The sequence below is a fragment of the Bacteroides sp. D2 genome, assembly GCF_025147085.1.
Taxonomy (GTDB): Bacteria; Bacteroidota; Bacteroidia; order Bacteroidales; family Bacteroidaceae; genus Bacteroides.
This window is the reverse complement of sequence record NZ_CP102261.1, coordinates 425,791-452,295: the sequence shown is the minus strand read 5'-3', so window position 1 is coordinate 452,295 and position 26,505 is coordinate 425,791. Positions and strand designations below refer to the sequence as shown.

Sequence of the window (26,505 nt, the reverse complement as noted above, 5' to 3'; positions counted from 1 at the left end):
GCCTAATTAAAATTATATATAGAATGAAATCAATCTTAGAGAATCGTCCGGGACTTGCCAAAGAAGTAAACAAGGTAGCAGAAGTTGCCGGATACTTGTGGCAGAAAGGATGGGCTGAACGTAACGGTGGTAATATCACTGTTAATATCACAGAGTTTGTAGACGATGAAATCCGTCAGATGAAACCGATCAGTGAAGTTAAACCTATCGGTGTGACTCTTCCTTATCTGAAAGGATGCTATTTCTACTGCAAGGGAACTAATAAGCGCATGCGCGATTTGGCTCGTTGGCCAATGGAGAATGGTTCGGTGATCCGTATTCTGGACGACTGTGCCAGCTACGTAATTATTGCGGACGAGGCTGTGGCTCCGACATCGGAATTACCTTCTCACTTGAGCGTGCATAATGACCTGTTGAGTAAAAACTCTCCTTATAAAGCGTCTGTACATACACACCCGATTGAACTGATTGCCATGACACATTGCCCGAAGTTCCTGGAAAAAGATGTGGCTACCAATCTGTTGTGGAGTATGATTCCCGAAACAAAGGCATTCTGCCCGCGTGGTTTGGGTATCATTCCTTATAAATTGCCTAGTTCTGTAGAACTGGCGGAAGCTACCATCAAGGAATTGCAGGATTACGATGTTGTGATGTGGGAGAAACATGGTGTATTTGCAGTAGATTGCGATGCAATGCAGGCGTTCGACCAGATCGATGTACTTAATAAATCGGCTCTCATCTATATCGCAGCGAAAAATATGGGCTTCGAGCCGGATGGTATGAGTCAGGAACAGATGAAAGAAATGACAGTTGCTTTCAATCTGCCTAAATAATATTTTTACCAGTCATTGAATTTAGCAACCGTAGCATTTTCTACCCTGGAAGGTGTTGCGGTTAACCCTTTAAACAAATAGCACAACCATGAATCGCATTATTTTAAATGAAACTTCTTACTTCGGTGCCGGATGCCGGAGTGTGATTGCTGTGGAAGCAGCCAGACGTGGCTTTAAGAAAGCCTTTTTTGTAACGGATAAAGACTTGATTAAGTTTGGAGTAGCTGCCGAAATCATTAAAGTATTTGATGAAAACCAGATACCTTACGAACTTTATAGTGATGTAAAAGCCAATCCAACGATTGCAAATGTGCAAAACGGTGTGGCTGCTTACAAAGCTTCCGGAGCTGATTTTATCGTAGCTTTGGGGGGTGGCTCTTCTATCGATACTGCCAAAGGAATCGGTATTGTTGTGAATAACCCGGATTTTGCAGATGTGAAGTCTCTGGAGGGTGTAGCTGACACCAAACACAAAGCTGTACCTACCTTTGCACTGCCTACTACTGCCGGAACGGCTGCCGAGGTAACTATCAATTATGTGATTATTGATGAAGATGCCCGTAAGAAGATGGTTTGCGTAGACCCGAACGACATTCCTGCCGTGGCTATCGTAGACCCTGAACTGATGTACTCAATGCCGAAGGGGCTGACTGCCGCTACCGGTATGGATGCTTTGACGCATGCCATCGAAAGTTATATTACTCCGGGTGCTTGGGTAATGAGCGATATGTTCGAATTGAAGGCTATTGAGATGATTGCACAAAATCTGAAAGCAGCCGTAGACAATGGTAAAGATGTGGCAGCTCGCGAAGCAATGTCGCAGGCACAATATATTGCCGGTATGGGATTCTCGAATGTCGGTTTGGGAATAGTTCACTCAATGGCTCATCCGTTGGGTGCATTCTATGATACTCCTCATGGGGTAGCCAATGCTTTGCTGTTGCCGTATGTGATGGAATACAATGCTGAATCTCCGGCAGCTCCGAAATATATCCATATTGCGAAAGCAATGGGAGTGGACACTACCGGAATGAGTGAAGCAGAGGGCGTTAAAGCTGCTATTGAAGCTGTGAGAGCACTTTCTATCAGCATTAATATCCCACAGAAATTGCATGAAATCAATGTGAAAGAAGAAGACATTCCTGCATTGGCTGTAGCTGCTTTCAATGATGTTTGTACAGGTGGTAATCCTCGTCCTACTTCGGTAGCGGATATTGAAGCCTTGTATCATAAAGCATTCTAAATTATTGCTGTCCGATAAAACTTAGCAAAGGTATAATATGCATAGCTCGGCTACTGATTTTCAGTGGTCGAGTTTCTTTTTAGGCTAACGCAAGGCCCTTAATCGAAAAGTGATGTCTGATGAGGTGACTCGGATGCGGCTTCCAGGATGCTTTCCCAGTCTCTTTCGGGATGATTGAATAGGCTGTAAAAGTCCACATAGTACATCAAGGTTATCCTGACCATTGTTGCCAGTCCCGAGAAGCTCCATGATCGAGTCAGCCCTTTCTGCATGACCATTAGTAATAGGTTGGCGATCAAGGTCACCCATATTTGTATCTTAATGGCATTTGCACTTTCGCCATAAAAGTATTTCAGTGGGAAGTTTTGCTTCATCTGCTTGAACAGCAGCTCGATTTCCCATCGTTTGTGGTAAATGGCGATTATTTCAGAAGGGTCTGACTCTCTGTCGTTGGTAAGCAGGGATATGAGCTTGTGCTTCTCTTCATCGGCATACGTTATTACACATGCCTGGTGATTGATAGTTTCTCCATTCTTAAGCTGTTTGGTGAAAGTCACCTGCTGTATACGTACCTCCATAAGCCCCTTAGGAGTTTGATACATAGTATCACTCAAGACACTGTATTTCAATCCCTTCTTCATCTTGGTTACATAAATAACTCCTCTTTGGGTCATTTGCTCAAACTTCTGGTAGTCTATATAGGCACGGTCCATAGCCATTATGTCACCTTTGTTCAAGGTTGAAGGCTTTAGCATGAATGAGTCGTTGGTAGCCGCAGAGGTGAACCTAATGTCGGAAGGTACACCTTCGTTAGCATGAATGACGGTGTGAACTTTTATGCCACCTTTCTTCTTTCCGGTCTTGGGATGCCGCCCTACGCCTTTGAAAAGCAGGTTGGAGAATAAGGTGATGGTGGTGGAATCTATGATCTGCAGCCGTTTCATCCATTTGGGCTCTTTGTGACTTCGGCTGTCCGAAGAAAGGTGATTACGGTAAGTGGCGTACAAATCCCGGTATATGGACTCAAACACGGATTCCGGACGTCTCTTGTTGGCATCCGCCAAAGTGCTCCGGGATGTCATCACCGAGATACCCAGGTGACATAATTTGCGTGCCTCTGCCTGTAAAGAGGCTGTTATCTCACGCAAGGAGTCGAAACGCATGATTACAGCATAGAGCATCACAACCAGATGCGTCCACCCGTCAAAACGCTTCACATACCGTTCTCCGCCGTTCGAACGACTGTGATTTAGAACTTTTGACTTATCAAGCAATTTTATTACCTGACAATAGAGCGGCTGTCCGCTAAAATGTGTACTTTTACCCATGGTTATTTAAACTTGTGTCGTAACAGCTAAAGTAACCATTTAGGGCTGACTCCTGCAAATGGAATCAGCCCTAATTTTTAATCAGAAATAAGTTTTACCGGACAGCAATAATTCTAAATCTCGTCATAATAAAGTTTGTTTTTATATAAACATCCGGAGATACTTGAAAGTATGCTCCGGATGTTTTTTTATACCCTTGCGTGTGTTTTCTGAAAATAATTCCTATTTTTGTCCAACTCAATTACATGAAAACACTCTGATATGATCGAGGATAATAGTTTGGGATTGGAATTTAAATATCTGATTGTAAATGACATGGACCGTAAATTCGGGCTGTGGGTAAATACCGTCGGCTATCAGTCTATCCCTCCTGATTCACCTTATCCATTGAAAGAGCATCCCTCTGGTTACTTTTTTAATGCGGAAAAAGGAAGGGTGCTTCGCGAATATCAGTTGGTTTATATCACCAAAGGGCGTGGTTTGTTTTCATCCGATTCCACTTCTGAAAAGCAGGTTTGTAAAGGCCGGCTGATGGTCTTGTTTCCCGGGCAATGGCATACTTACCGCCCGTTACGGCAGACTGGTTGGACGGAGTATTATATCGGCTTTGAGGGGCCAATGATAGATGCCATCGTTAATGATGCTTTTTTGTCGCAGGAGCAGCAAATATTGGAAATTGGCATTAATGAAGAGTTGGTTTCCTTGTTCTCCCGTGCCCTTGCTGTGGCTGAAGCGGATAAAATTTCCGCGCAACAATATCTTTCCGGGATTGTGCTCCACATGATAGGTATGATTCTTTCTGTCTCCAAGAATAAAGTTTTCGAGATGAGTGATGTGGATCAGAAGATAGAACAGGCGAAAATCATCATGAATGAAAATGTTTCCGGTAATGTAGATCCGGAAGAGTTGGCAATGCGGCTTAACATCAGTTATTCATGGTTTCGACGTGTTTTCAAGGAGTATACAGGTTATGCCCCCGCCAAATATTTCCAGGAATTGAAACTCCGTAAAGCCAAACAGATGTTAGTAGGAACTTCTCAATCCGTGAAAGAGATTTCTTTTTTTCTGGGTTTCCAGTCTACCGAATATTTTTTCTCTTTTTTCAAGAAGCGTACAGGGCTTACCCCACTGGAGTATCGTTCGTTCGGACGAGAAGAATAAATAGGGTGGTGTCTATATCTATCAGTTATTTTGCTCTGATTTTGGGAATATCATAAAAACTGTTACTTTTGTGACGAGATTAATGTGTGCTATAAACCATCATTCTTGATATGCGCGAACAAAGACTATCTAAGATCCATTTTTTTATTCTGCTATCTCTTTTTGGATTTGTATTTCCACTCCGGTCACAGGAATACAAGTTCAGAACATTGGGTGTGGAAGATGGATTGTCGCAAATAACGGTGAGCGATATTTGCCAGGATGAGAAATCGCGTATATGGATTGCCACTCTGGACGGGCTGAATTGTTTCGATGGCAATCACATCAAAGTCTTCAACCACTTTCATAACGACTCTATCAGTTATGGTAATTTATATGTGACTCAAATGGTGGAAGACGGTCAGGGAAGTCTTTTCCTGTTGGCCTCTACCGGACTTTTCCAGTTCGACCTTGAAACAGAGAAATATTATATTCTTCCGGTGGCTTCTCCCACCACTCTTGCCAAAGGAAAGACGGGAGTGTGGATTGCGGAAGGAGGAAAACTGTTCTTATACGATAAGAATACCCGCCTCTTGAAACCGATGTATGCCGATTTGCAGCTGCCGGATAGTGGCCCGACGATGGTGGAAGGTTCCGAAGGAAGTCTCTGGATTGCTTTGAAAGAGAGTGGGGTGATGCGTGTAGATACTTGCGGATCGATGTCACTTCACTTGCCCGGAATTAAAGTGATGAAACTGATAAAAAGTAACGACCAGAATATTTGGATCGGTTCGCAGGATCAGGGCGTTTTCTGTTTTTCACCTCAAGGTACGATCATACATCACTATGAATATAATGATAAGAGTGTTTACACGGTTCGGGACGATATGGCGAGAGCGTTATGTCAGGACCTGGAAGGGAATATATGGGTAGGCTACAGAAGTGGATTGAGTAAGATTGAAGTGGCTACCGGGAAAATATTCCATTATCAGGCTGATCCTAACCGGGTGGGTGCTATGTCCAATCGTTCGGTGACGTCTCTCTATACGGACAAACAAGGAACTGTTTGGGTGGGGACTTATTGGGGAGGGGTAAACTTCTTCTCTCCGGAATATCAGCATTTTGTGCATTATCATGCTTCGGACACCGGATTGTCTTTTCCGGTGGTCGGTGCTATGGCAGAAGATAAAGCCGGAAATATCTGGATTTGTACGGAAGGAGGGGGATTAGATTTATATCAACCGGAACAGGGAAAGTTCAAGCATTTTAATGCGCATACGGGATATCATTTCAGTACGGACTACCTGAAAGATGTTGTTTTTGATGAGGCTAATAATTGCTTATGGATTGCCGCCGACTTTACCAATAAGGTGAATTGTTTTCATCTTAATAACTATCGGAATGATATCTATAATCTCGAACCGCTTGGAGAAGAAAGTGTAGGAGAAGCCCTGTTTGCCTTGGCGGATACTCCTCGTAAATTGTATGTCGGGACAACATCCGCTATTGTGAGTTTGGATAAACAGACCTTGAAATCCGAGGTGTTGTTTCATCAGAAGGAACTGTTTACACATAATTATAACACCCTATTGCTTGATTCGAAAAACAGATTATGGTTTGCTGCCGACGACGGTTGTGTAGCCTATGTGATTGATGAAAAGCGGTTTGAAACCTATAGGATAAGTCTGAAGAAACGGGTCAGATCTCAAAAAGAGTTGGTCAATGTTATCTATGAAGATCGAAAGGGAAATATTTGGGTAGGGACACATGGCAACGGACTTTTCTTGCTGGATAAGAAAGAACGTTTGTTTCGTTTACATACTCCTGAAAGTGTGTTGTCGGGAGAAAATATCAGGGTACTGGGGGAAACCCCTTCCGGGAATTTGCTGATTGGTACCGGGCATGGATTGTCAATGCTGGAACAGAAAGAGGGGAAAGTGATAAACTTCAATTCTAAAACCGGATTCCCGCTGACTCTTGTGAACCGGAAATCCATGCATGTATCCCGTAACCATGATATTTATATGGGAGGAGCTACCGGATTGGTAACCATTCGTGAAAGTAGTCTGTATTATCCTCCGAAAATATACGATCTGGAGTTGGCTCATTTGTATGTCAACAACAAAGAGATAACAACAGGCGATCAAACCGGTATTTTAAATAAATCCTTTGCCTATACCGGACGGATCAAATTGAATTACTTGCAAAATGTATTTTCTATCGGTTTCTCAACAGATAATTTTCTGCATATAGGCGGTGGTGAGGTAGAATATCGGTTGATGGGGTATAATGATGAATGGAGCGAGAACCGTTTGGGAAATGATATTACCTATACAAATATCTCTCCGGGTGATTATGTCTTTGAGATCAGATTGAAGAACTTCCCGGAAGTAATCAGATCGCTGGATATAACGATTACGCCACCTTTCTATGCTACTTGGTGGGCCTATACTATTTATGTATGCGTGATTCTGACTATTCTATTCTTCATCGTGAGAGAATATAGAATCCGTCTGTTCCTGAAAACTTCATTGGATTTTGAACTTCGCGAGAAGCAATACATTGAAGAGATGAATCAATCCAAACTTCGTTTCTTCACGAATATCTCGCATGAAATCAGGACTCCGATCACTCTTATCCTGGGGCAGGTTGATCTGTTGCTGAATTCCGGCAAATTGTCTACCTATGCTTATTCGAAACTGTTGAATATACATAAAAATGCAGGTAACCTGAAATCATTGATTACGGAGTTACTTGATTTCCGGAAACAGGAGCAGGGACTTTTGAAACTGAAAGTTTCTCAATTTGACTTATATTCTTTGCTCAAAGAGCATTATGTATTGTTTAAGGAGTTGGCTGCTAACAGGAATATTTCGTTTGTTTTGCATGCCGACTGCGAGCAATGCCTCGTGTGGGGAGACCGGATGCAAATACAGAAGGTGGTTAATAACTTGCTGTCTAATGCTTTTAAATATACTTCAGACGGTGGAACTATCCGTATGGAATTGGCTGATGGAACGGAGGAATGTATGTTTTCCGTTTCCGATAATGGTGCGGGAATATCCGAGGAAGACTATGTTAAGATATTCGAGCGGTTCTATCAGGTTGAGAATATAGGACAGTATGGAGGAACTGGTATCGGGCTGGCTTTGAGTCAGGGTATTGTGAAAGCTCATCAGGGGGATATAACAGTAGAAAGTCAGTTGGGAAAAGGTTCTTGTTTTAAGGTCACTCTGAAAAAAGGGGATGCTCACTTTGACTCTTCTGTGGCCCGGATTGAACCGGAGCAGGATAAGGAATATATTTATTATTCGGAAGATAAAGAACTGCTGGTTAAAGAGGTGCAGTCAGCCCAAAGTGAAAACGGGACTACTGACTGTAAATTACTGGTGATTGATGATAATGAAGAAATCAGAAATATCCTTGTAGATATCTTCTCTCCGCTGTATACGGTTGAAACTGCAAGTGATGGCAAGGAAGGGTACGAGAAAGTAAAGGTAATGCAACCCGATCTGGTAATTTCGGATATCATGATGCCCGGAATGCCCGGAACAGAGTTATGTGCCAAGATCAAGAACAATATAGAAACCTGCCATATACCTGTCGTTCTTCTGACTGCCCTTAGTGCTCCCGAACGTGAGTTGGAAGGATTGAGAATTGGAGCGGATATTTATGTGGTGAAGCCATTTAATATGCGGCGGCTGGTGATGCAATGCAATAATCTGATTAATACCCGCAGACTTTTACAGAATAAATATGCCCATCAACTGGATAGCAAGGCGGAGAAGATTGCAACGAATGAACTCGACCAGAAGTTTATCGAACAAGCTACTCAAGTGGTGGAAGATAATATGGAAAATCCCGAATTCAGTGTAGATGCTTTCTCACGAGAGATGGGAGTAGGACGTACCGTCTTATTCCAGAAGATAAAAGGTATTACGGGAAGTACGCCAAATAATTTTATCATGAATCTTCGTCTGAAAAAAGCAGCATATTTTCTACTGAATGCTCCGGAGATGAACATTTCGGATATTGCTTACCGGTTAGGATTTGGAAATCCTCAATACTTCAACAAATGCTTTAAAGAACTTTTTGATATTGCTCCTACACAGTATAGGAAATCTCATGATGCCCCTTCCGATCCCTCTGTAAAGTGATTAAAATAAGTCATCTGAATTTTTAGACTAGATAAAACGAACAATTCGATAGGGTGAAATATGCTCAAATGCGATACTTTTGTGGCGTTGGATCATGCCAGCTTGTACTTGAGTTTTCTTTAATTGGGTGTGTCCGCACACGCTTTTATTTAGCAGACCGGGTATTGTATAATCTTTATTCTAATATAATAATTATTGTATAGTATTATGAAAGACGATTATCTATGTAATAAATAAAAGATAACATCTTACGGGAGAGAGCCAATGTATTTCTCCTAATTAATTAAGTAGTGAGTAAAACCTTGATAATTAACCAATTTAATTTTATTCTAGTTATGAAAAATTTGCAGAGTAGGACAAAAGTGCGGTTGTTGCAGTCGTTTCTTTTGATTTCCTTGAGTCTCTTTTTCCTTGCCCATCCGGCTTATGCTCAAGGCGGGTTTGCAGTGAAAGGAGTTGTTGTGGATAAAACAGGATTTCCTTTACCTGGCGCTAATGTGATGGAGAAAGGAACATCTAATGGAACAATTACGGATTTAGATGGTAATTTCTCATTGAATGTTTCAAAGAAAGGAGTTACTTTGACTGTATCATTCATGGGATATACCCCTAAAGATGTGGTAGTGAAAGATAAAACAACGAATATTACGCTTGAAGAGAACTCTAAGTTACTGGACGAAGTAGTGGTAGTGGGTTATGGTACGATGAAAAAGCGTGATGTGACGGGAGCTATTACTTCCATCTCAAGTGAGGCTATTGAGCAGAAGATGGCTACTAATGTTTTTGAAGCACTGCAAGGTACTACCGCCGGTGTACAGGTAGTGTCCGGCTCGGGACAACCCGGTGAATCTTCTTCTATTAAAATTCGCGGTACTTCCACTTTCTCTGCCGAAGGAGTTACTCCCCTTTATATTGTAGACGGTGTGCCTTTGGAAAGTATCGATGGTATCAATACCAATGATATTACTTCCATGGAGATTTTGAAAGATGCTGCTTCTGCAGCTATTTACGGTTCCCGTTCGGCTAACGGTGTGATTATTATCACAACCAAGAGCGGTCAGGAAGGTAAGGCTCGTATTGATATCAAGTATAATCACTCATGGGGTACATTGTCTCATAAGGTGCCACAGGCAAATCGCAAAGAGCGTCTGTTGTACGACCAGTACCGCAAAGAGTATTTTGAAACATACGGCGGAGGTAATCCGGATGAAAGTATTGATATTCTGAATGATCCGTTGAACTCATTCTTCAATGTAGACAATGATTATCTGGACATGATTACAAGTACTGCGCAGAAAGATCAGGTGGATATCAGCGTAGGTGGTGGTACAAAGAAACTGAAATATTTCATCAATACCGGTTATTATAACGAGAAGGGTATTATTTCCAATACCGGTTTCCAAAGATTAAATACTCGTATCAACTCCGATTATTCACCGACAGACTGGATGAACATGGGTAGCCGTATTTCTTTGACTTATTCCAAGAAAAAAGGATTGGATGAGGGTACCTTGTTAAGTGCTGTGTTGACTCGCCGTCCTTATTTCAATACTTATTATCCGGATGGTTCTTTGGTTGGAGTGTTCAACGGTCAAAAGAACCCTATTGCACAGATTAATTATACGACTGACTTTACAGATTCTTATAAAGCGAACTTTTTCCAGTTCTTTGAAATCAAGTTCAACAAGTACCTCAAGTTCAGAGCCAATATCAATGCCAACTTCTATCTGGACAAGCGCAAAAAACTCGAACCGAGTCTTATCACCGATGAATGGCAGAAACAAAATAGAGGATACTCTTACAACTATCTGAACTGGAACTGGATGAATGAAGATTTCATCACTTATGCACGCAAAATCAAAGGACATAATTTCAGCGCGATGGTGGGTGTCAGTGCTCAACAATGGCGTTATGAAAATGAAACCTTTGTAGGTTTGAATTCATCTACCGACTTTATTTATACGATGAATGCATTTGCTGCCAATTTGGATTTGTCATCTACGGGATCTACCTTGAGTAATCATTCCATGGCTTCTGTCTTTGCACGTGTGACGTATGATTATCTGGGAAAATATCTGTTTACAGCGAATATCCGTCGTGACGGCTCTTCTCGTTTTGCGAAAGAAAACAAATGGGGTAATTTCCCTTCAGTGTCAGTGGGATGGCGTTTCTCTGATGAGAAATTCATGAAGTTCTCGAAGAAATTCCTGGAAGATGGTAAGATACGTGTAAGTTATGGTATTACCGGTAATGAAGCGATCGGAAACTATGATTATATTTATTCTTATTCTCCGAATTCTATCTATGACGGAGTGGGTGGCGTTATTCCGACTCGTATCGGTAAAGACAACCTGAAATGGGAGGAAACCAAACAATTCAACCTTGGTTTGGACTTGAATTTCTGGAATAGCCGTTTGACAATCACTGCCGATTACTACGATAAATATACAGACGGTTTGTTGGCAAACTACCAACTGCCTAAAGAATCCGGTTTTGCATATATGAAGACAAACGTCGGTGAGATGAGCAACCGCGGTTTTGAAATTGCCGTTACCGGTGATATTATCCGTACAAAGGACTGGAAGTGGAATGCTTCTTTCAATATCTCCAGAAATATCAACCGCATTGAGAAACTGTCTGAAGGTAAGGCATATATGGAAGGTGATATCTGGTGGATGCAGGAAGGCGGTCGCGTAGGTGACTTCTATGGATTTAAAAGTGCCGGTATCTTTGCTTATGACGAATCGAATGCTTTTACAGATAAATGGGAGCAACTGACTCCGGTGTTTGAAAATGGTGTATTCCAATACAAGTATTTATTGAATGGAAAGGAATATGCAGGTGATATTCGCCAGAAAACGTTACCGAACGGCAAACCGTTCCGTGGCGGAGATTACAACTGGGAAGAACCGGAAGGAACCCGGGATGGTGTGATTGATGATAACGACCGTATGGTGATTGGTAATGCCATGCCTGATGTGACCGGTGGTTTGAATACAACCGTGACCTGGAAAAACGTAAGCCTGTATTTGGGATTCTATTATTCTTTGGGGGGACAGATTTATAATGCCGCTGAACATAATCGTAACATGTTCAAATATACGGGAACCACTCCTTCACCGGAAGTAATTCATAATATGTGGTTGCATCCGGGCGACCAGGCTATCTATCCGCGTCCGTATAATGATGATTATAACAATGCACGTATGGGTAACTCGTTCTATCTGGAAGATGCTTCCTTTATTCGTCTGCAGAACGTACGTATAGCCTATGATCTTCCAGAAAACTGGATAAAGAAGCTGATGTTGAAGAATATAAATATCTACGCTTTTGTAAACAATGCATTGACATGGACCAACTATTCGGGATTTGATCCTGAATTCTCTACGAGTAATCCTCTGCAGGTAGGTAAAGACTCTTACCGCTATCCGAGAAAGAGAGAATATGGTATTGGTTTTTCTGCAAACTTTTAATTGAAGATATCGTATGAAGAATATAAAATATTTTGTTGGAGCTATATGCCTGGCTCTATCATTGAATAGCTGTTCAGACTTTCTGAATGAGGAACCGGTGAGTGAAATCCCGGCAGGTGACATGTGGCAGACCGCCCGTGACGCTAAGGCAGGTATAAATGAAATTTATGGACTGTTGCGTTCCACTTTACGCGAGAATTATTTTTATTGGGGTGAGTTCCGTTCGGATAACGTAGCTCCCGGAGCACCGGTGATGGCCGATCAGGCACGTGTGATTAACAACCTGATGTCTACGGACGAGAAATGTGCGAAATGGACGACCTTGTATCAGATGATTAACCAGACCAATCTGGCCATCAAATATGTTCCTAATATCAGTATGCCGGATGTGGCAGACCGTAACGATTACCTTGGACAAGCGTATGCGTTGCGTGCTTTGGCTTACTTCTATGCTATCCGTGTCTGGGGAGACGTACCTTTGTTTATAGAACCTACTGAAAAGTATTCGGAGGCTATCTACAAGGAACGTACAGATAAGAATTATATTATTGATAATGTAATTCTTCCGGATCTGAAGAAAGCGGAGAGTCTGATTAACCGTAACAAAAATTACGAACGCAAACGTATCTCTATCTGTGGCGTTTGGGCCATCATGGCTGATGTTTATATGTGGACAGAGCAATATAATTTGGCTGATCAGACCATTGATAAGATGGCTGATATAAAATCTTCCAAAGGGCGTCTGGTAGATTTTGAACCCTCTATTCAAACTTGGCATACAATGTTCACAGAGGAATTGAATAACAAGCCATCGGATGATACTCCGGAAAATGATGAGTATTCTACAAAAGAGTTTATTTTCCTGATTCATTTTAATATGGATGAAGTGGGAACCAATGGTTATAGTTATATGTATCAATGGTTCTCCGGCTCTGGTAACCGTGCTGCCGTTTTGTCGGATAAGTTGATGAGTGTTTTCAATGAACCGGATATGCAGGGTGATTTGCGTAAAGCGTATACTGTGAAAGATTATCAGAATGGAAACGAATTACGTAAATATATGGCTGGTGATATTAGTAACTCATTAAATAAGACTTGTGAGGTTGCTTATCCTATCTATCGCTACACGGATATGTTGTTATTGCAGGCCGAAGCACGTGCCCGTTTAGGAAAATGGGAAGAAGCTCTGGATTTAGTGAAGAAAGTACGTGACCGTGCCGGATTGGTTACTCCTACTGCACTTAGTTTTGCATCGGAAGATGAAGTCATTAATTATATTCTGCGTGAACGGCAGGTAGAGTTAGTGGGTGAAGGCCGTCGTTGGTTCGACTTGTTACGTACAGGGAAATGGAAAGAAGTGATGAAGCCTATTAATGGCATGAGTCAGGATGGAAATGAGCTGTTCCCGATTCATTATTCTCACATATTGGAGAATCCGAAGATAACTCAGAATGCATATTATGGTAACAATTAAAAAGATTGAAACGATGAAAAAGACAATATATAGAACGCTTTTCTTTTGCTTGAGCGTTATTGCGCTAGCTGGGTGTGACTTGGAATTGCAGAAGAATTATGATTATGAAGCATCAGTAGATGATCCTCATGTAAATGTAACAGCTTGGGAGTATTTTCAGGATCACCAGGATGTGTTCTCTGAATTTACTACCGCTATAGAGTATACAGGTTTGAAGGATTATTATACTCAAACCGAAAATAAATACACTTATTTGGCTTTGAATAATACGGCAATGCAATCATACCGTGAAAATGCCTTTCCGGGGATAGCCTCTATTACGGACTGTGATAAAGAAACGGTGAAAAATATGCTTTTATACCATATTGTAGATGGTGAATACAGTTCCTATGGTCAACTGCAGGTGGAAGCTATGTTTGTTTTGACAATGCTTCCCGGGGAAAAGGGATTGATGACAATGTCTGTCTGGAAGAATCCGTGGCAGGCTGCCGTAGGCAAGATCTTGGTGAATGAAACGGGTAGTAATGGCAAATCACCTCAGCGTAATGCCAAAACTAGTAATATTTTGCCGACGAATGGTGTCATTCATATCTTCGAGAAATATTGTTATTACCAGAAATAATCAGTATTACATTAAAATGAGTTTATTATGATTCGTAAATTATATACCATCTTATTAATCGGGCTTTGTTTAAACTTAGTAGCTTGCGGCGACGACAATGAAGGCATTGATCCTAATGCGTCTGCTCCTGTTATCAAATTCCCGATGGAACAATTGGATGTTGATTTGAATAAAGTCGACAATCTGCCAGTAGTAGCTGTAATCAAGTCCCAGGCTGGATTGCAGAGCGTAACGATGAGAATCCAGACTGTAGAGGGTACTGTTGAGTATAAGACTGTCACGGATTTTTTTAATCCGAACTCTTATAGTTTGTCGGAAAACTTAGAATATAATGCAAATTATCAGGCATTTATTATTGAAGCGACTGATAAACTGAATCATGCTATCACAGGAACACTGCCCATATCTGTGACTGATGTGGTAGAACGTCCGGTTATCACTTTTGATCCGGAAGAGATTATCTATGATGAAATGGATGAGAATCCTACTATTCCTCGTACTACATTTAAAATAACTTCGGAGGCTGGTTTGAAAACAGTTGAAATGTATTTGGTTTCAGCTAGTGGACAGGAAGCGAAAGAAACGATAAATCTGAGTGGGGAGAAAGAATACACGTTTGACGAAATGATTAATTATAAAGAAGGCGACAGAGGTTTTAAAGTAAAAGCGGAAGATACCTATGGTTATATTACGATTTCAACGTTGCCTGTAACTTATAAAACTATCCCTGGACCTTCTTTGACCTTAACAGAATCCACAATTTTTGCAGGTACTGATGCTAAAAAAGGAGTATCTATGCAGATTGAGTCAGTACGTGGAGTACACGAGGTTGTAATTTATCGTATTGAAAATGGATCGGAAGTTGAGGCCTTACGTGAAACAAGAAGTGGAGAGCATACTTTGAATTATGCTCCGGAAATAGATTTTACCGAAGCTACTTCAAAACTTAAGGTAGTAGTCTCTGATGGAAGAGAAGGTAAAGAAGCAACAGGCTATGTGAAAGCGTATGTTAATATGGATGTTGCTACACTAAATGTAGGTAGCCAGCCTCTTGCTAATAATGCACATGAGAAATATCCGGATGCATTTGGAATGGTGTCTTTGAATGATTTGAAAACATATTCTGTTGATTATGCAATCGCTAATGAGGCTAATGCGAAGAATATAGACTTTAAGTTCTATTGTTTTGGAGCTGCAGGTTCTCCTCGCTTATACTCTATGGATAATACAGGAAAGGATGGTGAGTTTTCCGGGTCTACTGGCAAACTGTCGGCTATAAAAGTGAAAAACTTAACACGTTTTGCTATATTATCCAACTTCGATTATGAGAATGCAACTGTGACTTCTATTTCTTCAGAAATTCTTTCAAGTAGTATAACTCAAAGTCTGCTGGATCCTATTGCTGTTGGAAATATTATAGCCTTCCGCACAGGAGGTTCTTCTGCGGCAGGTGGAGGAAGAATTGGAGTTATGAAAGTTATTAATATAACGGAACCTAAAGATTTGGTTTCTAGTAATGCGACTGCCCGAGTAATGACTGTTGAAATCAAATTCCCCCAAAAGAAGTAAAGATGCTCCCGTTCGCAATGTATTGAAACAGGTGGATTGTATAGGGATAAGAGGTTAGTTGTTGTGTACGAGATGAATGTCTCGTACACGATACTAACATTAACTGAAAGTAATATGGAAAAACATACATACAGGTATTTTTGCTCTTTTTGTTTAGCCAGTTTGATATTATTGTTCGCAATAAGTTGTTCTGGCAGTGCAGAAGAACCTTCAGAACCAGAAACTCCTACTACTCCAACAGATGAGTATACTTATCTGAATGTAGAGTATAGAAAGTGGCAGAATGGGATTTTTCAGTCGTGGACTACTGCAGATTCCCGTGAGACCCGTATCATTGATAATATGAACCGATACGCTCCTTCGGGAGATTATAGCAGGACTGCATGGGGAGGACGGATCGGGTTGCAACCTTCTTCTGTAACAGGAAAAGAAGGGTTCTTCCGGGTTGCCTATTGTGGAGGACGAGCTTACCTGCTTGATCCAGATAATGGAGCTGTTATTTTACACGGAATTCAGCATGTTCGTCCAGGGGAGTCTACAGCTCACCAGAAAGCTTTCAGTACAAAATATGGAAGTGAGGTCCGATGGAGTGAGGTGACTGGTAAAATGTTGGCGGACAATCATATAAACTATATCTCATATGGTTCAAACCGTATTGAAGCATTTCCCGTAGCGGTACGTGCCAATCTGTTGACTCCGAAGACACAGAAAATAGCTTATGCGGAAACGCTGTATCTACTCCGCACTTTTATGTGGGATATGACTAAGAATTTGGGATATGCTTTTGATGATGATAAATATAATCGTCTGGTCCTTCTTTTCGAACCCACATTTGCAGCATATATTGATAATCTTGTCCAGGAGAAATCAGCATTGTTTGCAGGTGATAAACATTTTGTCGGATATTATCTTGATAATGAATTGCCGTTTGCAAGTTACCAGAATGGTGATCCAGTAAAGGGAATTGATTTGAAGCATTTTCTATCCTTGCCCGATCGTTATAAAGCTGCCCGGATTTATGCGGAGAAGTTTATGCAAGAAAGAGGGATTGCTTCTTCGGCGGCAATAAGCAAGAAAGATCAGGAAGACTTTCGTGGAGTTGTATCTGATTATTATTATCAGTTAGCTACAACAACTGTTCGACGCCACGATGCGGAGCATCTGATCTTAGGTACGCGTCTTCATGACTGGAGCAAATATAACCAGAAAGTGGTAGAAGCTTGTGCCCGTTACTGTGATGTTGTTTCTGTTAATTACTATGGGCGTTGGCAACCCGAAACCGACTTCCTTGCTAATTTGAAAGCATGGTGTGGTGCGAAGCCATTTCTGGTATCAGAATTTTATACGAAAGCAGAGGATGCCAGTTATCAAGGGGTTAAATATGCAAATACTGAAGGCGGTGGTTGGCTTGTCCGTACACAAAAGAATAGAGGAGAATTTCATCAGAATTTCTGTCTTCGCTTACTTGAAACGCAGAATTGTGTTGGATGGGTACATTTTGAATACAACGATGGTTATGCTTCGGATGGCGGTGCCTCAAATAAAGGAATCGTTTCGCTGGAATATGAACCCTATGAATCCTTCCTCTCATATGTACGACAACTGAACTTGGCTGTATATCCATTGATTGATTATTATGATGCCAAGCAATGAGTAGGATAGTTTATCGAGATTTTGATAGAAAAAGAAAATATAATTTGAAATAGTTACTACAATGAAGAAGATCAGTTTATTAGCTCTTTTCTTAGGCTTTAATATAGCTTTAGGTGCTTGTTCAGATGACGACGCAGCTCCAATTGTGAAAAATGAATCGTTTCAGCTTCCCGCAAAGGCATATGTTTTGGCAGAGCAAACAAAACGTGCTATTGTGATAAGAGATGCAGAAACCCAACGTAATGTATGGAGTTGGGACCCTTATACTGCTCGTGTTCCTTCGGCACATCAGGATTGGTTTATTAATCCGAGCGAAGTAAAACCGGTATTTAATAAACGCTATATTCTAATGACTGCTTCCGGTGGGGCGGTAGCTTTAATTCGCTTGTCAGATCATAAATTAATGTTTTATGCAAACTGTGGACAGAACCCGCATTCTGCAGAAATTTTGCCAGATGGAAATATCGTTACGGCAGAGTCGAAATCCGGTGAAATCAATACCTTTGTAGTAGATACGGTAAAAGTATTAGGAATGAAAGCTAATACCATAAAACTGGGTAATGCCCATAATGTAGTCTGGGATAAGGAAAGAGAATGTATCTATGCTACGGCTACCATACAGGCGGGTGTAACAGCTTTGTTCCGTATGAATTATAATGGAAATCGGAATAATCCGCAACTTACTAATCAGACACGTATATATACCTTCGACAAGGAATCTGGAGGACATGATTTGTTCCCGGTGTATGGTGAAGAAGATAAATTATGGTTGACAGCGGCTTCGGCAGTTTATAAGTTTGATATTTCTACGGATGTTCCGACCTGTGAAAAAGTATACAGCATAGCCGATATAAAAAGTATCTGCAACGGACCGGATGGAATCCTGATGTTGAAACCGACTGAAGAGTGGTGGGCAGAAGGACTTGTAAATGAGAAGGGAGAAGAACTTTTCAAAATGGACGGAGCCAAGATTTATAAAGGCCGTTGGATGATAGACAATCTTTTCAGTTATCCGGAAAAGCATGATTTCGTGTTGAGTGAGGACTGATTAAGTATGGTGGAAGATTGATTAAGTACATAAGTTGAATAATTAAGTTTGGAACAATGAGGAAACTTCTTCTTTTTTTATTGGTATCTATCGCATTACCGGCCTTGGCGCAGAATGGAAAGAAAGTGTATGCCGACTTTCACGGAGTGCGCTATACCCGGCAGCATGACGGAAAGCTGGGGCGTTGGGAGATGTATGCCAATACGGAAAAATCAAGTACCGGAAGAAAGTCGCTGTGTTATAATGCCGACCTGATAGACAGCGAAGGACGGCATGAGATAGCGGCAGTGGCTTATCCCCAAGTCGGAATGCAGTCCAATTTCGATCCCGATTATATCGAATATCAGATATTGTCGGCAAAAGCGGCTAAGATAGATGGATTCTTTATCGAATGGGGATTCAAGCCTCACGAAAATGACATCTTGTTGCGTGAAATGCAGAAAGTGGCGGCGAAGTACGACTTTGAGATTGGTGTAAACTGGTGCGACGGTTGGTTGTATTATGACTGGATTACTAAACTTTATCCGGAAATCAATACCCGTGAGGCAAAGACCGAATACATGGCCAAATGTTACCAATATCTGGTGGATAGCGTCTTTACCGGTCCTACAGCTCCTATGGTGAAGGGAATGCCTGTTTTTTATCATTTCGGTCCCGGAGCGAAAGTGGATGAATATAAGAAAGTATTATCATTGGCGAAGTTACCGCAAGGAATGAAGCAACCGGTTGCTTTACGCCGTTGGGCAGATTGGGGAAAACTGGAAAATGATAAATATATCCCCGTCACTCGTAGCGATGAAATGGATACCTGGAAAGAAGTGGGAGAAATACCGACTGCATGGCTTCCTGCCCGTGTCCGTACAAGAGATCAGGCACATGCCGAATGGGATAATTACGCCACTCAGGATGATGTTATCGAGTTTATGAAACCTTTCCGCGATTCCATCTGGCATAGTAACAATCCTGCGTATACAATTAAGTCGGGATTTGCCATGCCGGGAATGGATAACCGCGGTTGTGCAGGCTGGGGACGCGGACATTTCTATTATATTCCGCGCAACAATGGAGAAACCTACCAAAGTATGTGGAAGTTCTGTATGGCGGAGAAAGACAGCTTGGATATGATGTTTATTGCTTCGTGGAGTGACTATACCGAAGGACACGAAATAGAGCCAACCATTGAAAACGGTGACCGCGAATTGCGTACTACTTTAAAATATGTGGCAGAGTTCAAAGGTGAACAGGCGGATGAACGTGGATTAACCTTGCCTTTGATGCTTTTCCGTTTGCGAAAAGAAGCCCGTTTCCTGGAAAAGACAAAGATGGATGTATCCGGTTGTCATCGTTCCCTCGATAAGGCAGCATTGTTAATCAGCCAGGGACGTTATCCGGTGGCGATAGGCTTGTTGTCACAAATAGAAAATGATGTCAAGACAGCAAAGTCAGCTTTGGCAGTTGAGATGATGCGTTTGCGCGATTCGGACATAAAGATTCAGGGGAAGCGAAAATCTGGTGGTTACAGTGCCGAAGAAACTCTTTCTGTCTCTTTGCCCAAAGAGCTGGTTTCCAGACTACAAATGAATAACTATGTAGGCTATCTTTATTTTGAGTATTTGGACAAAGGAAATGAATCCCTTTTTATACGTTCGTCTACGCTGCGTGAACCGAAAGAACCGTTTAAAATTGTGTCCCGGATACGTACCGATAATACAGGTGAATGGAAAAGCGCAAAAGTAGAATTGTATAAGGATAATATCGTGAATGGATTCAATATACCTACTTTCTATTTAAAAGGAAATGTTGTAGTCCGTAATTTGTCATTGGGCTATACGATCTACACAGTCAAATAAATGCATGGATGAAGAGTTTAAATAATTGGTTATTAGTTTTATCTGTACTATCCTGCTTTGGATGTTCCTCTCCGGTCCATGAAGATGAGAGGGGATGTGCTTTCGTATCTGACAGTATTCAATATCGGGTCGAGTTTATGTCGGCGGGGTGCGTGCGGATTCTGTCTTTTCCCGAAGGTGATACGCTGGTAACAAAAAGATTGGTGGTTGATTCGGAAAAGCCGGCTTTCAAAGATTATAAATGGGAAGATACGGGACAGAAGCTGCTCTTTCGCACCCGTGAACTTTCCGTAGTTTTTGATAAGGCAGATGCGGCTTTCACTTTTCAGGAAACATCCACAGGTAAGTTATTACTAAAAGAGAAAGGGGATAGAAAGGCACGGAACTTCAAACGTTCGGTTGCCGGAGGTGAACAATGTCTCGAAGTCACTCAACGCTTTGTTCCTACCGAGGATGAGGCCATTTACGGACTGGGACAGTATCAGAATGGAATCATGAACTATCGGGGGAAATCCGTACTTCTGTTACAGGCCAATATGGATATTGTCAATCCGTTCCTTATTTCAACCAACGGATACGGTGTCTTATGGGATAATTATTCTTCTACGAAGTTTGATGATACGAAGGAGGGCTACTCATTTACTTCCGAAGTAGGTGATGCTTCCGACTATTATTTTGTCTATGGCAAGAATATGGACGAAGTCGTTGTCGGTTATCGGGAATTGACGGGGGATGTGCCGATGTTTGGAAAATGGGTGTATGGCTTCTGGCAGTCCAAAGAACGTTATAAGTCATTCGATGAATTGAAGGCAGTCGTTAAAGAATACCGTAAACGGGGAATTCCGTTGGATAACATTGTGCAGGATTGGGAATATTGGGGAGACAAACCTCATTGGAACAGTCTGACTTTCCATCCGGCAAACTTTAATCATCCCCGTCAGGTTATTGATGAACTGCATCAACAGGACCATGTTCATTTTATGCTTTCCGTATGGCCCGGATTCGGACCGGAAACGGCTGTCTATCAGTCTTTGGATTCTATCGGTGCATTGTTTAGCGAACCTACATGGGCGGGTTATAAGGTTTTTGATGCCTATAATCCTGTTGCACGGGATATCTTCTGGCAATACCTCAAGAAAGGACTCTATGATATGGGCGTGGATGCCTGGTGGATGGATGCAACGGAACCATCTTTCCGGGACGGATTCACACAGCTGAAGCAGGAAGAAAAGACCAAATCGGCAGGTAATACGTATCTGGGTAGCTTCCACCGTTATCTGAACACTTATTCTTTGGAAATGCTAAAGGACTTCTATCAACGCCTGCGCGCCGAGAGCGATCAGAAACGTATATTTATCCTAACTCGTTCCGCCTTTGCCTCGCAACAGCATTATGGTACAGCCGTATGGTCGGGTGACGTTTCGGCTTCATGGGAGAATATGCACAAACAACTGGTTGCCGGCTTAAACTTGTCTATGTCCGGTATTCCGTATTGGACTTCCGATACGGGAGGATTCTTCGTCACAGAACGGGATGCGAAATATCCCGACGGACTGAAAAGTAATGATTATAAGGAGTTGTATTCCCGTTGGTTCCAGTTTAGCGCATTTACTCCTATCTTCCGTGCTCACGGTACGAACGTGCCGCGTGAAATTTGGCAATTCGGTGAAAAGGGGACATTATCCTATGATAACCAGGTGAAGTATATCCATCTGCGCTACCGTCTGTTGCCTTACATTTACTCGACGTCTCATCAGGTAACCGCCAATAACTATACCATGTTGAGAGGTTTGGCAATGGATTTCACAACAGATACCCGGACTTTTGATATTGATAATGCCTATATGTTCGGTCCTTCCTTATTGGTGCGTCCGGTATTTCATCCGCAATCGGAAGAAAAGAACATCTGTATTTATCTGCCGGAACATAGCGGTAAATATTGGTATGACTTCTGGACTGGAGAAGCTTTTGAAGGAGGAAGGGAACAAATGCAGACAAATGTCCTCGATATACTTCCGCTCTATGTGAAGGCAGGTTCTATCTTGCCTTTGGCAGAAGTAAAACAATATGCGATGGAATATCCCGATCGTGAATTGGAACTGCGTATCTATGGAGGAGCAGACGCTTCTTTTTTATGGTATGAGGATGAAGGTGATTCCTACCGCTATGAAGAGGGTGTATGTTCGAAAGTGCCGATGCAATGGAAAGATTCGGAACGGACATTGACTATTGGGCTGCGTGAGGGAACTTATCCCGGCATGCCGGAACAAATAAAAATGCATGTGAAATTATATCTGCCTGAAGGTGCAGCTCTTGATAGCAAAGAGTGCGTCTACACAGGTAGAGAAGTAAAAATAAAGTTTTAATTATAAGCATACATCGATTATGAAGAAGTTTCTCTATATTTTTATTCTATTGTTTATTGTGGGATGGGCACAAGCGCAACAGCGCGTGGTGTACACAATCAATGACGGATGGAAATTTGCAAAAGGATCTCCGTTTGAAGCGCAGCTGGCCGGCTGTGACGACTCTTCTTGGGAGACGGTCAATATACCTCACACATGGAATAATAAAGATGCAGACGACGAAACTCCGGGATTTTACCGGGGGCCGGCTTGGTACCGGAAACAATTGTTTGTAGATAAAAGCCAGGAGGGACGTCAGGCTGTGATCTATTTTGAAGGAGCCAATCAGGAAGTGCGATTCTATCTGAACGGTCAGTTTGTGGGAGAGCACAAAGGGGGGTATACCCGTTTCTGTTTTGACATCACTTCCCATTTGCGTTATGGACAGGAAAACCTGTTTGCCATTTATGTGAACAATGTCTATAACCCGAATATTCCTCCCTTATCTGCCGATTTTACTTTCTTTGGCGGTATCTACCGGGATGTCTATTTGCAATTTATGAATCCGGTGCACATTGCAACGAATGATTATGCTTCATCAGGAGTTTATATCCGTACACCCGAAGTGAACAACTCCGCAGCCTCGGTAGAAATCACTACATTACTGACGAATAATACACTCCAACCTGCTGAAATCAGGGTGGAAAATGTGATCTGTGATGCGGATGGTAAGGAAGTGAAAAAGACTCATGCGGAAATAAAGCTGGCATCCGGCGAAACAAAGACGGACATCTCTAAAAAGATAAAAATAGATTCTCCCCGTTTGTGGGATATAGACGATCCTTATCGGTATATGGTATATACACGTATTCTTGATAAGAAAAAGGGGACTTTGCTGGATGAAGTGGTGAATCCGTTAGGCTTGCGCTGGTTCAAGTTTGATTCGGAAAAAGGCTTTTTCTTGAATGGCAAATGGCGCAAATTGATCGGAACTGCCCGGCATCAGGATTATTTTCAGAAAGGAAATGCCTTGCGCGACGAGTTGCATGTACAGGATGTATTGCTGTTGAAAGAGATGGGAGGGAACTTCCTGCGTGTGTCACATTATCCCCAAGATCCTGTAATCATGGAAATGTGTGATAAGTTGGGTATTGTGACTTCAGTTGAAATCCCCGTTGTCAATGCTGTTACGGAAACCGAAGAGTTTTTGCAGAACTCCGTTGAGATGGCTAAAGAAATGGTGCGTCAGGACTTCAACCGCCCTTCTGTTATGATTTGGGGCTATATGAATGAGATTTTCCTGCGTCGCCCTTATACCGAAGGCAAACAATTGGAAGATTACTACCGCTTTACTGAAAAAGTAGCCCGTGCCTTGGAGGCGACCATTCGAGAGGAAGATCCTTCCAGATATACCATGATGGCTTATCATAATATGCCTCAATATTACGAAGACGCCCATCTGACCGAAATCCCGATGATTCAGGGATGGAACTTGTATCAAGGCTGGTATGAACCGGATATTAATGAGTTTCAACGTTTGCTTGATCGTGCTCATAAGGTATACAAAGGAAAAGTACTGATGGTTACGGAATATGGGCCGGGAGTAGATCCGGGACTTCATTCCTACCAGCCGGAACGTTTCGACTTCTCACAGGAATATGGTTTGGTGTATCATAAACATTATCTCCGTGAAATGATGAAACGTCCGTTTATAGCCGGTTCCAGTCTGTGGAATCTGAATGATTTTTATTCCGAATCCCGTGTAGATGCTGTTCCTCATGTAAACAATAAAGGAGTTGTCGGATTAGACAGGGAGAAGAAAGATGTCTATTGGTTTTATAAGACAGCTTTGTCACGTCGTCCGATACTTGTTATAGGTAATCGGGAGTGGAAAAACCGTGGGGGAGTGGTGAATACTGCACAGAAAGAATGTATTCAGTCTGTCCCTGTATTCTCTAATGCGGAAGAGGTAGAGCTGTTTGTGAACAATAAAAGTCTGGGAAAGAAAAAGGTAGAAGATAATTATGCCTTGTTCGACGTACCGTTCGTTGGTGGAGAGAATCTCTTGGAAGCAGTTGCTGTGGCTGGTGATAGCAAATTGCGGGATATGCTCCGGATTCAGTTCCAGTTGGTAGGTTCACAGTTGAAAGACGAAGCAATTCCATTTACGGAAATAAATGTAATGTTGGGTTCTCCGAGATATTTTGAAGACCGTACAGCAAATGTAGCATGGATTCCCGAGCAGGAGTATAAGCCCGGTAGCTGGGGATTTGTAGGCGGAACTTCTTATCGCCGTAAAACAGGATTTGGCAGTATGCTTGGTTCGGATATTGATATTCATGGAACGGATATGAATCCAATCTTCCAGACTCAACGTGTTGGAATAAAATCTTTTAAAGCTGATGTACCGAATGGAGAATATTCCGTATATTTGTACTGGGCAGAGTTGGAGTCGGACAAAGAGAGAGAAGCGTTGGTTTATAATCTGGGAGCTGATTCGGAACAGACGTTTGCCGGAAACCGTAGCTTCGGAATTTCAATGAATGGAACGACTGTTTTGGATGATTTCAACATAGCTCGTGATTACGGATATGCTTGTGCTGTTATCAAGAAGTTTGTAGTAACGGTGAAGGATGGAAAAGGATTGAGTGTTGACTTCCATAAAAAAGAAGGAGAACCTATCCTGAACGCTATCCGTATTTATAGAAACTATTAATCATAAACACTGTCAATATGCTTAGGTCTATTTATTTACTGTCTTTTCTCCTCCTGCAATCCTTATTTGCTTTTGCCGGGAATGTAAAGGAGAGTGTTCCGTCCTCTTTTGATTTGTATGTATGTATCGGACAATCTAACATGGCGGGGCGTGCAACATTAACTCCGGAAGTCATGGATACCCTCCAAAATGTGTATCTATTGAATGATAAGGGGAATTTTGAACCGGCAGTAAATCCTCTCAATCGTTATTCTACAGTTCGGAAAGATTTATCAATGCAGCGTTTAGGACCGGCTTATGGCTTTGCTAAAGAGATGGTCCGGCAAACGAAACGTCCGGTCGGACTGGTGGTAAATGCCCGTGGAGGCTCGTCCATCAACTCCTGGCTAAAAGGGAGCAAAGATGGATATTATGAAGAAGCTCTTTCCCGGGTTCGGATTGCGATGAAGCAGGGAGGTGTTTTGAAAGCAATCCTTTGGCATCAGGGAGAAGCCGATTGTTCGAATTCGGAAGCGTATAAACAGAAACTGATTTCTTTGGTAAAAGACCTGCGGGAGGATCTGGACATGCCGGATCTACCGGTTGTTGTAGGACAGATTTCACAATGGAACTGGACGAAAAGAGAAGCAGGTACAGTCCCCTTTAATCAGATGATTAAAAAAGTTTCTTCATTTATTCCCCATTCTGATTGGGTATCATCGAAAGGATTGGGATGGTATAAAGATGAGAAGGACCCTCATTTTAATACGGAAGCACAACTGTTATTAGGAAAACGTTATGCGAAAAAGGTACTGAAGTTCTATAAACATCAATAGAATACCCTTTTTCGAGGAACATAAAAGCCGGCTGATTCATGAGGGATCAGCCGGCTTTTGTATGGTGAATAACTAAATACTGCCTTGTTGATAGAAAAGGAGTATGTATAGTTAATTGTCTTATTATAAGTAAATTAACCTGTTAATAACTTTGTTGATATCCTTGTTGATAACTGAAGTTAGGTTGTGAATAAAACCAGTAAAGAAGAGTCGTCATAAAAAAGAAGAACCGCATTTCT

At 41.9% G+C, this 26,505-nt stretch carries 15 protein-coding genes; 14 read left to right on the top strand and 1 reads right to left on the bottom strand.

Annotated elements, in window-relative coordinates; translation table 11 throughout:
* The first annotated feature begins 23 nt into the window (after positions 1-23).
* Together rhaD and fucO are read left to right on the top strand one after the other, a co-directional pair.
* Complete coding sequence (gene rhaD, locus NQ505_RS01650; RefSeq protein WP_008997894.1) at positions 24-833, top strand: rhamnulose-1-phosphate aldolase; 810 nt, start codon at positions 24-26, stop codon at positions 831-833.
* 88 nt (positions 834-921) lie between these two features.
* Entirely contained in the window at positions 922-2,076 is a 1,155-nt protein-coding gene (gene fucO / locus NQ505_RS01645; protein WP_008997893.1) for a lactaldehyde reductase, read from the top strand.
* A gap of 98 nt (positions 2,077-2,174) precedes the next feature.
* Here the strand turns inward: fucO and NQ505_RS01640 are convergent, their stop codons facing one another.
* Entirely contained in the window at positions 2,175-3,404 is a 1,230-nt protein-coding gene (locus tag NQ505_RS01640) for an IS4 family transposase (protein WP_008997892.1), read from the bottom strand.
* Positions 3,405-3,665: 261 nt separating this feature from the next.
* Between NQ505_RS01640 and NQ505_RS01635 the strand changes: the two genes are divergently transcribed.
* From NQ505_RS01635 to NQ505_RS01580, 12 genes are all read left to right on the top strand, one after another.
* The gene (locus NQ505_RS01635; protein ID WP_004304986.1) at positions 3,666-4,565 is read left to right on the top strand and encodes an AraC family transcriptional regulator; all 900 of its coding nucleotides are present in this window, start codon (positions 3,666-3,668) and stop codon (positions 4,563-4,565) included.
* Between the two features lie 110 nt (positions 4,566-4,675).
* Positions 4,676-8,701: a hybrid sensor histidine kinase/response regulator transcription factor gene (locus tag NQ505_RS01630; protein ID WP_008997891.1), complete on the top strand. Its 4,026-nt coding sequence runs from the start codon at positions 4,676-4,678 to the stop codon at positions 8,699-8,701.
* A gap of 335 nt (positions 8,702-9,036) precedes the next feature.
* Positions 9,037-12,174: a SusC/RagA family TonB-linked outer membrane protein gene (locus NQ505_RS01625; protein ID WP_008997890.1), complete on the top strand. Its 3,138-nt coding sequence runs from the start codon at positions 9,037-9,039 to the stop codon at positions 12,172-12,174.
* A 13-nt stretch (positions 12,175-12,187) separates the two neighbouring features.
* Complete coding sequence (locus NQ505_RS01620; RefSeq protein WP_008997889.1) at positions 12,188-13,648, top strand: RagB/SusD family nutrient uptake outer membrane protein; 1,461 nt, start codon at positions 12,188-12,190, stop codon at positions 13,646-13,648.
* A gap of 13 nt (positions 13,649-13,661) precedes the next feature.
* Positions 13,662-14,270 (top strand): fasciclin domain-containing protein, encoded by a 609-nt coding sequence (locus tag NQ505_RS01615; protein WP_008997888.1) that lies wholly within the window; start codon positions 13,662-13,664, stop codon positions 14,268-14,270.
* 27 nt (positions 14,271-14,297) lie between these two features.
* A complete protein-coding gene (locus NQ505_RS01610) occupies positions 14,298-15,839 on the top strand; it encodes a hypothetical protein (protein WP_008997887.1) in 1,542 nt (513 codons plus the stop codon).
* A 114-nt stretch (positions 15,840-15,953) separates the two neighbouring features.
* On the top strand, positions 15,954-17,492 hold the full coding sequence (locus NQ505_RS01605; protein WP_008997886.1) for a hypothetical protein: 1,539 nt from the start codon (positions 15,954-15,956) through the stop codon (positions 17,490-17,492).
* Between the two features lie 61 nt (positions 17,493-17,553).
* On the top strand, positions 17,554-18,540 hold the full coding sequence (locus tag NQ505_RS01600) for a DUF6528 family protein (RefSeq protein ID WP_008997885.1): 987 nt from the start codon (positions 17,554-17,556) through the stop codon (positions 18,538-18,540).
* Positions 18,541-18,596: 56 nt separating this feature from the next.
* Positions 18,597-20,390, top strand: coding sequence for a glycoside hydrolase family 71/99-like protein (locus NQ505_RS01595; protein ID WP_008997884.1), 1,794 nt, complete (start codon positions 18,597-18,599; stop codon positions 20,388-20,390).
* Positions 20,391-20,398: 8 nt separating this feature from the next.
* Positions 20,399-22,756 (top strand): TIM-barrel domain-containing protein, encoded by a 2,358-nt coding sequence (locus NQ505_RS01590; RefSeq protein ID WP_008997883.1) that lies wholly within the window; start codon positions 20,399-20,401, stop codon positions 22,754-22,756.
* Between the two features lie 19 nt (positions 22,757-22,775).
* Entirely contained in the window at positions 22,776-25,451 is a 2,676-nt protein-coding gene (locus NQ505_RS01585; protein ID WP_008997882.1) for a glycoside hydrolase family 2 TIM barrel-domain containing protein, read from the top strand.
* A gap of 17 nt (positions 25,452-25,468) precedes the next feature.
* Positions 25,469-26,266: a sialate O-acetylesterase gene (locus NQ505_RS01580; RefSeq protein ID WP_008997881.1), complete on the top strand. Its 798-nt coding sequence runs from the start codon at positions 25,469-25,471 to the stop codon at positions 26,264-26,266.
* The last annotated feature ends 239 nt before the right edge of the window (positions 26,267-26,505 follow it).

Bases quoted from the DNA above. Each gene is read 5' to 3' on its own strand.
- rhaD (WP_008997894.1), top strand. From the start codon at position 24: ATGAAATCAATCTTAGAGAATCGTCCGGGACTTGCCAAAGAAGTAAAC.
- fucO (WP_008997893.1), top strand. From the start codon at position 922: ATGAATCGCATTATTTTAAATGAAACTTCTTACTTCGGTGCCGGATGC.
- NQ505_RS01640 (WP_008997892.1), bottom strand. From the start codon at position 3,404: ATGGGTAAAAGTACACATTTTAGCGGACAGCCGCTCTATTGTCAGGTA.
- NQ505_RS01635 (WP_004304986.1), top strand. From the start codon at position 3,666: ATGATCGAGGATAATAGTTTGGGATTGGAATTTAAATATCTGATTGTA.
- NQ505_RS01630 (WP_008997891.1), top strand. From the start codon at position 4,676: ATGCGCGAACAAAGACTATCTAAGATCCATTTTTTTATTCTGCTATCT.
- NQ505_RS01625 (WP_008997890.1), top strand. From the start codon at position 9,037: ATGAAAAATTTGCAGAGTAGGACAAAAGTGCGGTTGTTGCAGTCGTTT.
- NQ505_RS01620 (WP_008997889.1), top strand. From the start codon at position 12,188: ATGAAGAATATAAAATATTTTGTTGGAGCTATATGCCTGGCTCTATCA.
- NQ505_RS01615 (WP_008997888.1), top strand. From the start codon at position 13,662: ATGAAAAAGACAATATATAGAACGCTTTTCTTTTGCTTGAGCGTTATT.
- NQ505_RS01610 (WP_008997887.1), top strand. From the start codon at position 14,298: ATGATTCGTAAATTATATACCATCTTATTAATCGGGCTTTGTTTAAAC.
- NQ505_RS01605 (WP_008997886.1), top strand. From the start codon at position 15,954: ATGGAAAAACATACATACAGGTATTTTTGCTCTTTTTGTTTAGCCAGT.
- NQ505_RS01600 (WP_008997885.1), top strand. From the start codon at position 17,554: ATGAAGAAGATCAGTTTATTAGCTCTTTTCTTAGGCTTTAATATAGCT.
- NQ505_RS01595 (WP_008997884.1), top strand. From the start codon at position 18,597: ATGAGGAAACTTCTTCTTTTTTTATTGGTATCTATCGCATTACCGGCC.
- NQ505_RS01590 (WP_008997883.1), top strand. From the start codon at position 20,399: ATGAAGAGTTTAAATAATTGGTTATTAGTTTTATCTGTACTATCCTGC.
- NQ505_RS01585 (WP_008997882.1), top strand. From the start codon at position 22,776: ATGAAGAAGTTTCTCTATATTTTTATTCTATTGTTTATTGTGGGATGG.
- NQ505_RS01580 (WP_008997881.1), top strand. From the start codon at position 25,469: ATGCTTAGGTCTATTTATTTACTGTCTTTTCTCCTCCTGCAATCCTTA.